This window comes from Modicisalibacter luteus DSM 23508, from assembly GCF_000378505.1.
Lineage (GTDB): Bacteria > Pseudomonadota > Gammaproteobacteria > Pseudomonadales > Halomonadaceae > Modicisalibacter > Modicisalibacter luteus.
Map to the genome: position 1 here is coordinate 278,260 of NZ_KB899994.1, position 10,351 is coordinate 288,610.

The following is a 10,351-nucleotide window of genomic DNA, read 5'->3' on the forward strand; positions in this document are numbered from 1 at the left end:
ATTGGCCTGTCCAGGTAGGTAATTGGTCCAGATCCCGCTAATGGGAAGGCACGTTAATCAGGTGGAACGCCGGATGCTCAACCAGCCACTGGCGAATTTCTGGGCTGGCCTCGAAAAAAGCGCCATGAAAAACCAGAGCGATAGGAGCCCCGTGTTTCTGGCTTAGCATGCGCTGGAACAGCATCAGGTAATCATCGGCCCGGGGCGATGCCGGTAGGCAGCGAGTCAACAATGCGCCGCGCTTGCCGTGGAGATAAAACTGATAGCGTAGCCGCGATGCCGTGGGTACCGCGCCCGGTTTTGCAACTCGCACGCCGCCTTGCCAGGCGCTGCCACCAGTCCGTTGCATCTGCCTCAGCACCGGCTGCACCTGCTGGCGGTACCAGCGTCCGATATGGCTGCGCTGATGAGCCAAGGCTTCCAAAGCCAGAGGCTCAGGCTTGAGGTCTTGGGCCTTCAGCCAGTGTTCGATGGTACGAGGAGAGGGGGATGCTAGGTCGCGCGAGCATCCCTGAATTGCGTTCGCTAACGCTCGGCTGGTCCAGCCAGGGGCACCATCGTCGGGCCAGTCAGCCAAGAACCGGCATAGCGTCCGGCGCTCAACGTCGCCAAGCACGTCTCCCTGGCCCGAGCGCCGCCCCCGAGGCTTGACGTCTATCGCTCCCCAGCCACCTTCACGAAATGCCTTCCAGGCCGCTGACACGGTAGGCGCTGAGAGTTCGGCGTGCCTAGCAGTCTCGGCGACCGTATACCCATCAAGACGCAGGCGGACGGCTTGGCGGCGGCGTTCGTTAAGCATTTCAGGCGACAAATGTTTAGTCGGCATGGTGGCGGTAACGTGATGATTATTAAGTGGAATTAGGCGGGTCCTGTAATGCTGGTAATGCATAATTCGACTTCATCATAAAAGGTTGCGTAGAATCTCACAAGTCGAACTCAAACTTGTGGGGATGCCTCCTGTCATGATGACTTGGACGGTACTGCTTTCTATCGCCGGCCTGTTGGTGATGCTTATCTCAGGCTGGGTACGTCCCGCCGCCGCCTTCGTTAGCCTAGCCGGGGGTTACCTGCTGTTGGGCCTGGTGGATACCGCTATCCTATTGCAGCAATACACCAACCCGGCGCTGGCTACTTTGCTGCTGCTGTTGCTCATCTCGCTGGCCCTGGAACGCACCCCATTATTAGATTGGCTTTCACTGCGGATTGTGAAAGGGGGCGAGCGGACCGCTACGGCACGTCTGATGGGAACCAGTGCAGTATTGTCGGCGTTTCTCAACAATACGGCAGTGGTGGCAGCCTTTTTGGGCGCTATCTCGCGCCAAAGCCATGTCGCACCGTCTCGGCTGCTGATCCCGCTCTCTTACGCCTCGATACTCGGCGGCATGACTACCTTAGTGGGCACGTCCACGAATTTGGTGGTCAGCTCTTTCGCTCTGAGTAGCGGCGGTCCTGAACTGGGTATGTTCCAGTTCAGTTTGGTCGGCGTGCCGGTGGCTCTGCTGTCGTTCGTGGTTCTGCTGTGGCGAGCCCAGCGGCTGCCTCAGCATCAGCCCGAAAATATCACTGAGAAGCTGTCCTACTTTCTGGCCGCCGACCTGGAGCCCGGTTCGGAGTTGGTGGGCAAGAGCATCGAAGCCAACCATCTGCGCAGTCTGGAAGGGCTCTACTTGCTAGAGATAGAGCGAGAAGGGCGATTAATCAGCCCCGTGGGTCCCGAAGAAATTCTCAAGCCTGCCGATACGCTGATATTTACGGGTGAAGTGAGCAAGGTACAGGCGCTGCAGCGCTTCCGGGGGCTGAAGCTATTCGGCCACAAGGCCGACGACCTGTTGGCTACCAACCTGGTGGAAGTTGTGGTGTCGCACGAATCGGAGCTGGCTGGACAAACGCTGCAGGAGGTTGACTTCCGCAGCATGTTCAACGCTGGTGTAGTAGGCATTCGTCGCGGTAACAAGCGATTGGAAGGGCAGTTGGGTCAAATTCCCTTGCGCGTGGGCGACTGTCTGTTATTAGCGGTAGGTAGCGACTTCCGCCAGCACCGCAACATTGAACGCAACTTCCATCTGCTCAGTGGCAGCCTTACGCGGCCGCAGCTCAGCCGTTTGAAAAGCGCGCTCACTCTGGCCGGCTTCGCCTCGGTGATCGGTATGGCCGCCCTGGAACTCTTGCCACTCTTTCATGGACTGCTATTGCTGATGGGCGGGCTGTTGCTGGGGCGTGTGCTCAGTCCCGCTGAGTTGCGTCGGCGCTTTCCATTCGAACTTTGGATGGTTATCGGCTCAGCGTTGGCTATTGCGCAAGGATTGGAGAACTCCGGCGCCGCAGCATTGCTCGCCCAAGGCATGCAGTCACTGTTCTCGGGCCACGGCGTATTCGCAGCATTCGTCGGATGCTATCTGCTCACCATGCTGCTGACCGAAACCGTCACCAACAACGCTGCTGCGGCGCTAGCCTTTCCCGTGGCCTGGAGTACTGCGCAAGCCTTTGGCTCCGACCCCATGCCCTTCATTATGGCTGTTGCCTACGGTGCCAGCGCCTGCTTTCTGATCCCCTACGGTTATCAGACCCACCTGATGGTGTTCTCACCGGGCCGTTACCACATTAGCGACTTTATCAAGACCGGCCTGCCGGTTAGTCTGACTTATTCGGTAGCAGTACTGGCACTGACGCCGCTTGTGTTTCCGTTCTAACTGCTTTGATAACGCACTTCGCGACGGGCTTCAACAGTCAGCATTACGCCTGGCGTCACAGCTTATGGAAGATTGGGCAGCCTATGCCCAGAGCCCAGATTTATCAGCAATCCCAGAGCCTTTCACCATAGCAGCGCCTTTACTGAGCGAAAAAGAGGCGCGGGAATAGAAGCACTACCTGCTGATCTGTCAGCCTTGGGGAAACCGGCCTGAGCGAGCGTTTATGGCGCAACTCTTGATAACAATCTCTGGTATCAAGTGCCCTACACTAGTACGCACAGGCGGGCTCAAAGGTATCTCGGCTAGCAAATCAGGGCACCGGAGACGTTGAGCTCGCCTTGGCATAACGATGGCGGGCCAGAACCACAAGCTTCCCCCTCGTCATTAGCTGACGACAGGCGCTTGGGAAGTCCGGCTGCTACTAGCGCTTGAGCAGCTCATTGGCCGTCGGCAAACGAAGTGCTGCGCATCTAGCCTTGAGATTAGGGCTCAACGTCTGGTCCGAATTTCGGGGACCACCTCAGGGGCAACTCGCAGGGCGTGTTATTGGTGCGAGAATGTCACTGTGCAGCAACCCCAGTACATGGGCATAGTGCTGCAGTAGGGTGCCGGGCTCACGGTGACCAATCCACTTTGTTACCTGGAGCAGCAGGGTGCCTCGCGCTAGGGTGTCGTGCCCCTCGGCACCGCAGAAATATGCCAACGCTATTTTCAGTGCATCCTCGCAGAACATCCAGTGGTGTCGGTGTTGTAGCTTCTCACCGAAGGCAGGGTTCTGAGCTGCATGCAGCCGTAGCAGTGTCCAGGATACCGCGGCATGGCGAAGCCCATGAAAGTCGATATCCTCGCCTAGCACATAGCGCATCCATGTAATGACTGGCGTGATCAGCGATTCTCGCGTGTAGGCCGCCGGCGAATGGCGGGGCCCAAACAGCGCTATCTCGGACAGCTGCCATGCCGAACACTCCCTTCGCCGTTCCTCCACCCAGCCTCGCATCTGCTCGATGACGGATGGCGGCGCCATGACATGCAGCGCCACTCGGCGCCGGGCAGCTTGGGTCTTGCCCCCCAGAATCTCGACCCAGCAGGTCGTCCGTCCCTGTTCATCCTCTGGCCCCACCAGCACGTTATTCAGCGTCAGTGACAGCACCTCGGATGCCCTCAGCCCCCCATAAAAGCCTAGAGCCACGACCAGGCCCATCATCTGGCGGGGATCCCCGTTAGGCACCCGGTCGGTTAATGCATTCCACACGGTCTGCATATGATCGGGCGACAGGATACGAGTCCGCAGCACACTGGGGGCTAGCGTCGAGGCTCCCTTGGGAGGCAAATTGACCCCGTCCAGTTGCCCGTAGCGCTGACAGAACGCTAGAAACTGACGAAACGTCCCATGAAATGCCGCGCGAGTAGCCGTTGCCCAGTGAGCACCTGACGCTGCTGCCTCCTGCAACTCCAGTACCACCTCATCATCCCAATCGGACAAATCCAGCGCGGCCTCGTGCAGCAGCATGGTGATCGGCGTCAGCCGTGACAGCTGCGTGCGAGCCGTACTCAGCGTGTTGCCCTCCATACGTAATTGGTGGTAAAGGAAATGCAGCAACCACTGCGGGTAGCTCCCAGCGTGGCCGATCATCCCGACCAGCTGTCCCTCATACGCTTCCAGTAACTCCTGCATCGGTAGTTCAAGTCGCGCCGAATTGACCTTGTCGCGCCCCAACTGACGCGCGTCGGCCAGGAACTGCTGAAGCATGTTCTTGGCCCGCCGGGACCAGTCAGGGGGCAGATGCACGGTGGCCACCAGCGTCAAGCCAGCCGACTGGGTCTGATCACCTGGCACCGGCACGGTCGAGGTCACGCCTCGCATGGCGCTGCGATCGGGTAGCCGACCGAGTTGCTCCCCGGGCGCATACCAGTGCGCCGTTCCGCTAGTTGATAGCAGGGGCACGGGGGTACACGTCGGCAGGGGATAGTGGCGTAGCAGGCTGGCCCACAGCGGTGGAATACCCCGCATGACCGGTACATGCTGGCTGGCACAGACCAGCGTCGACCAGGTACGTAGACGGGCCCACTTGTTGCTGTCGGGAAGCGCCTTCAGCTCTATCAGACATCGCTTCGCCGCCGTCTTCAGTCGGGCGCGCAGTGTCTGAATGCGCTGTGTGTGGGACAGGTCATGATTCATCGGAACTGCGGCCAGCAGCCATACCGATGACGCACTATCGGCGGTTCGTGCCAGTAACGCTCGCAGCGGTAACCACACATCGTCCGGCAGATACACTCGATAATGACCCCCATCCGGCAGTCGCTCACCGGGGGCCGAGGGGATCGCCAGCCAGCGCTGGCTCTCATGGTCGCGGGTCAGCATCGCCAACGTCCCGAGCATCACCCGCTCGCCCATACCCAGGCGTGTCATCAGCCGGATACTCAATAAAAGCAGCCAGGCATCTTCGGTAGCGGTACGGCGACACCATGCCAGCAACTGTCGATCCAATACCATCATCTGCTCGGCGATATCGAGTGCCCGACCGGTCGGGGGGAGCGCGGTCGGGCGATGGGCCAGAACCGGCTCAGGCATCAGCACCGCCTGCATGCCGGGTACCTGATTCAAATGCTCCAGTACCCGGTTGACGCGTTTTCGCGCTTGCCGATAGGGGATCGGGCGACCACTGGACTGTCGCCACTTGAAAAAGTTGGAGATAAGCAGGCCGACCGCCTCGCGATCCAGGGAGACTCCCTGGGTCAGGGTGCCGCCGAGGGTGGCGTCCAGAATCCATTGTGTGTCTGGCAGGCGCGTGGCCTGAACCAGAGGATGCTTCTCCGCTTGCCACAGCCCGAGTAGCCGGACCGCATTCAGCTGTTCCATGGCAGGCGCTCCCAGGCCAACGGGCGATAGCCGCAGTGGTGCAGCCATTCCGATAGCAGACGGCGCAGTTCGGGCTGTCGACCAATGGCCGTTGCGGCCCGCGGCGAAGCGAGGCTGCGTCCATGGTGCGCATGGCCGAGCAGCGCATCGACTTCGGCATCTGCTGCTCGCTCTCGCAGCCAGCTGGCCAGCGAGTGACGCGCCGCGTTGTTAGCCAGGCCGGTCGAGTGCTGCAGTGGTAAAGACCTGAAGTCAGACCAAACCATATCGCGCAATACCAGCCGGCGTCCCCGCCGTGGAGCCACCAGCCATGCCGGAGTATTCCGTTGGCCGCTGCGCCGATCGTCTAGTGTCAGGCCTTGCGCCTGCAACTGATGGTGTACGGACTCGGTCCAGCGGCGAAGTTGCTTCAGTCCCTTGCGGATCTCGCTGAGCAACGCCACCACGCGTGACTCGATACCGCGAGCCGAAGCCTTGTCACGGATCCATTGAACATGCTCACCAAGACGATTGTGACTGCTGTTGCCGATCGGGCGGGCTCCGGTCGAGAGTTGCCAGGCCAGAAGGTGGTAAGCGGCGACCTGCTGATATAGCTCAGCAAGACTCTCACGCGGGAAGGGAAGGCCAAGCCACCAACTCGCGACCTCTTGGGCGGGGGCGGCCATCGCCTTGCGTAGTTCGGTGAACGACGCAGCAAATACCTCGGGGGGCTGGGCTATAGCGGATCCCATCACGGGGCACCACCCGGTTAGGTCAGACGCGTGATTTTCAGTGCTATCCCACACCGGCAGTACGGTCATCCCCAGGCTCTCCAGCGTAACATCAAAAACCCGCTGGATTTCGTGACGTGAAAGCTGGCGATAGGCCGCCGGTGCGGCGAGCTCTAGGTCGAACTGCCCGGAGAGCGTCGCGGCTGCGACATCGTCCTTGGCATGAGGGCGACGCAATAGCCAACTGGTGGCACTCAACCGATGGGCAGTGGGGGTGATCCCCGGCTGATGACGAAAGTGCCGGGTCAGTCGACGGTTCAAACGGGAGCGAACCCCTCGGAAGGGCCGGCCGCCCGGTGTCGCCACCTCGGGGTCCGACAGAATTTCCGCCAACGGGGCAGGCAACCGAAACCGTACCCACTGCATGTCGACGGTGTCTTTGCGTGCACTGGGGCCATTGAGGAGTCGGTAGCAGAGCTCACTACTCTCGGGATGCCATACCGGTAGATCATCGGATGTCGGCGGCTGTGACGTCGAGCCTGCCTGGCATACGGTGAGAGTCAGCAGCCGACTGACGGGCAGGCCGGTACTCAACAGCAAAAAGGCAAAGGCTCGCTCCAGCGGCGACAAAGCTATCCTCAGTACATTCCGTACCTGCTCGGGTGTCAATCGAGAGAGGTCGCTCACAGAAGCCAGGGAGGTTGTGGCTGCGCTGTTTACCCAGCGCTGGACGAGTCGACGATCATCGTCTAGTGTCAGCGCAGAAGCCACCTTGCGCTGTAGCGTTGGCTGCTCACTGGTCTCTTCGGCATCCGCGGCTACGGTGGGCGTAGCGACATGGCGAAACCCAAGCGCGGACGTTTCGGTGTCTGCCAGCGCATTTGGCGTCTCGCTCCCTCCAGTCTCAGCCACGGTTGTCACCGCTCGACGCCGAGGCGGGGGAGTTTCCACCATTGCCTGCATGCGGGCCTCATGCCAAGCATCGGTTTTCTGACGTCGCGCTCTGGTGGCGTTGCCGCCACCGCTGCGTGAGTTGCGTATCAGTTCGCCGGGGCTGAGATTACCTGAGCTAATCTCGATAAAAACGTCGTACGCTGCCTGAATCGTCAGCCGTTGGCTATACAGCTCGTCGCTTTCGATGGCAGAGCGGAAGAACGCCTCGGGTGATAGTAGATCAACGTCAGTTGCCTCGACCTCCGCCTCAATGACGGACATGAGGACGTGGCGGACAGCCAAGAGATGGTCATAGTATTTGCCGCGAGATGTCCTGGTCTCATTGGACAACGCTGAAAACCAGTCGCTGATCAAGAGTCGTCCCAATGACGCTATCTGGCATGTATCTCGACCGAGCAACCTAGGTTGGGTGATAGCATAATAAACCGGATAAAACGTGCCGACATTGCTGGGCAGCTGTGTCTCTATCAATCCCTGAGAAGCGAGGGCAGCCACGGCTGCTGTAATATCGCACTCCTCATGGTCCAGCCGGTAGAAATCAGCTGCGGTCTGTAGCGCAACTGCGCAGAGCGGGGGCAGGGCGTAATGGACAGTCTGCATCAGCCACTCGGCGTCCTGCGGAGCCAGACTCGCGCGGTCAATCGCCTGCTGCCACTCCTGAACGAGCTCGCGAGGATAGGGCCGTTCGTCTCGCATTAGCAGCCCTCCGTTTCGATGCCGAGCGTAAACTGTTCAGCGCCGCGCTCCGCGGCCTGGCTGATTTTGCTGAGGGCGGCGACCATATCGAATTCTGTTTCCGCGCGACTGGTGAATTCCTTAGGGAAAGGATTAGGGGGCAGGCCAGCGTCGTCTTTTTCGCGGTTTTCCTTTAGATTTTTGCTGCTCACGTCCGAGAAACCATGCGTGGGGATTTTGCGCTTTTTGCGCGGATTGTTCTTATGAGGCGTGTCGCGAATCTTATCGATCACGTGTTCGATTGAACTTTTGCCAATCTGGGATGCGCTCAGCAGTACGAGATAGTGCGCCAGAGCCAGCGCTTCTCCATCGAAAAGGGCATCCTCAAGGGTAGATTTGAGGTGGGGGCTGTTTTCGATTTCACGCATTGCGGCCAACCAACACTTTTCACCATTCTTGCGTTTTTTATAGTAATACATGCTTTGGATGGGGCCGAAAAGGAACTGCCAGAGCAGCGGGGAACCATGCTTCATTGTTTTTGGATCAATGATCCACACACGTAGGCTGGCCGGAACGACCGGTCCCCGTTTTTTCTGGCCGCTTTTTGGGTAGCCTAGCTGGGCGACCACGGCGTCCCGGTTCAATAATTGCTCGCCGCCACCCTCCTGGATCAACAATACCGGGGGATGTGTCAGCAGTACGTTTTCTGCAGCAGTGCTCGTGGTTTTAAGAGATCCGCCCAACAACTCTTGGGGCGAGCGTGTCGCTTCCCGGGCCTCAACCAGGAAAGGATGTCCGGGGAGGGGACGTATGGTGATATTCATGTGTTCTAGCTCCTGCTATGCCTGACTGGTCTGGTGGTTTCGAGAGAAGAAAATACAGATGCCGCTTTTGGGGTCATTGCCGTTAAAACGGCAGTCAGTCCTCGCCAGGCAGTTGGCGGGCTAGAAGCAAGACACGGGCACGCGTTACGGCCTGGGCTGGCAAAAAGGCATGAAAAACATGCGCTTCGCAGCCCAGAAGTCGCGGCGAGGTATCAAGCTGAAGTCATGGAGTGTCGGCCGTGCCGCAATCAAGCGATAAGCTGCGGTGGCAAATGACAATAATCATCATATGGCGCTTAGGCCATAGGTGGAGGCGCATGGCCCAAAGGCACATGGCAAGAATAATACAGAAACACGCTCAGCGCGTGTTCAGTAAGCGCACCGGATTAAGGCGGCTGGGTTCAATAAGCTCGCCAGAATTAAGGCGGCTGGGTTCAATAAGCTCGCCAGAATTTAGGCGGCTGGGTTCAATAAGCTCGCCAGAATTGAGGCGGCTGGATTCAATAAGCTCGCCAGAATTGAGGCGGCTGGGAATGCAACCCATCAGGTGAACGGCATTCTTAGGACATATTAAATATGACTGATCTACGATGTCAAGAAAGGAGTGCGTTTGTTGGATCATCAATCAAAAAGGAACTATCAGCCGCTCGGGTTCATAAAACAGCTGATCAGAGGCTTCACGCCGACCGAGATCGCCGAGCTTGAGGAATCACAGCAGCGAATACATCACGTCACTGTACAGCGGCATGGTGTGGTCGGTTGATGCCCACTGGTAGGCGTGACCCAGCAAGTGTCCTTCTACGTCATGCCGGAGTGCTATCTCGGTTCATAACACCATGCCGATCGGGCTGACACACTACGTGAAACTTTCTACGCCTCTGGTCTCAGCCAAGTTCGGAGTCGAACGCCTCTTCCAAGCAGCGTTTGCTGCTGAGTCGATCCGTACCGTTTGTCTCACAGCTGCTGGCGTGACAGCCCGGCGTATCGCATCCTCGTATTAATGTGCTGCTACAGCGCCGGTGTAGATAGGAAGTCATCCATCTCAAGGATTTCTGGGAGGGCGGGGGAGCAGCCTCACCGCCTTCCTGACCGTTAGTGTCCGATGACCTCGCCACAAAACCGGCTACATCTCAAAAAAATCGCCGGCAGCATCCTCGAAGAGATCTGCCACCCGGATATAGCGCTCGAACGTCCGCTGGTCTCGGTGGCCGCTGATCCGTTTGATCTGTACATCGCTCTTCCCGCGTAGATGGGCTTCGGTGATAAACCCTGCACGGAAGCTGTGCGGGGTATAGCCCTTACCAGCCAACCCTGCTGCCTTCAATGCCTGCTTCATTCGTACGTACAGCGCTTGGTCGGTCATGCGACCGGCACCAAGTCGGCCAGCCGAACTGACCGTACGGAACACGGCGCCACGCTGAACTCCGCAGGCCTGGATCCAAGCCTCCAGCAACCCGACCGGACAATAAACCGTACCCGGCGGCGCCCGCATGAGGCTCTTGGTCTCGATACGTCCGCTCTGGTTGGTCTTGCTGTGATGCACCGTGATGATGATGCCCTCCGGTCGCCACTCGATATCGCCCACCGTAATCGCTACCACTTCACTGCGCCGGAACGCGCCATAGAAGGCCAGCGTGA

The 10,351-nt window shown here is 58.9% G+C and carries 6 protein-coding genes; 1 reads left to right on the forward strand and 5 read right to left on the reverse strand.

All coding sequences use genetic code 11. From position 1 onward, the window contains the following. Window positions 1-37 precede the first annotated feature (37 nt). A complete protein-coding gene (locus F568_RS22755) occupies window positions 38-826 on the reverse strand; it encodes a helix-turn-helix domain-containing protein (RefSeq protein ID WP_169338673.1) in 789 nt (262 codons plus the stop codon). 136 nt (window positions 827-962) lie between these two features. On the opposite strand from F568_RS22755, the gene F568_RS0111100 reads away from it, so the two are divergent. Next, window positions 963-2,690 (forward strand): SLC13 family permease, encoded by a 1,728-nt coding sequence (locus F568_RS0111100; RefSeq protein ID WP_019018799.1) that lies wholly within the window; start codon window positions 963-965, stop codon window positions 2,688-2,690. Window positions 2,691-3,210: 520 nt separating this feature from the next. Here F568_RS0111100 and F568_RS0111105 read toward each other — a convergent pair. The 4 genes from F568_RS0111105 to F568_RS0111125 all read right to left on the reverse strand — a co-directional run. Continuing rightward, window positions 3,211-5,550, reverse strand: coding sequence for a tyrosine-type recombinase/integrase (locus F568_RS0111105; RefSeq protein WP_019018800.1), 2,340 nt, complete (start codon window positions 5,548-5,550; stop codon window positions 3,211-3,213). Further along, a complete protein-coding gene (locus tag F568_RS0111110; RefSeq protein WP_019018801.1) occupies window positions 5,538-7,910 on the reverse strand; it encodes a hypothetical protein in 2,373 nt (790 codons plus the stop codon). Before F568_RS0111110 ends, F568_RS0111105 begins: the two co-directional genes overlap by 13 nt. After that, on the reverse strand, window positions 7,910-8,713 hold the full coding sequence (locus tag F568_RS0111115; protein WP_019018802.1) for a hypothetical protein: 804 nt from the start codon (window positions 8,711-8,713) through the stop codon (window positions 7,910-7,912). Before F568_RS0111115 ends, F568_RS0111110 begins: the two co-directional genes overlap by 1 nt. 1,123 nt (window positions 8,714-9,836) lie before the next feature. Continuing rightward, window positions 9,837-10,351: tyrosine-type recombinase/integrase (locus tag F568_RS0111125; protein ID WP_019018804.1), on the reverse strand; the 515-nt coding region annotated here is incomplete at its 5' end.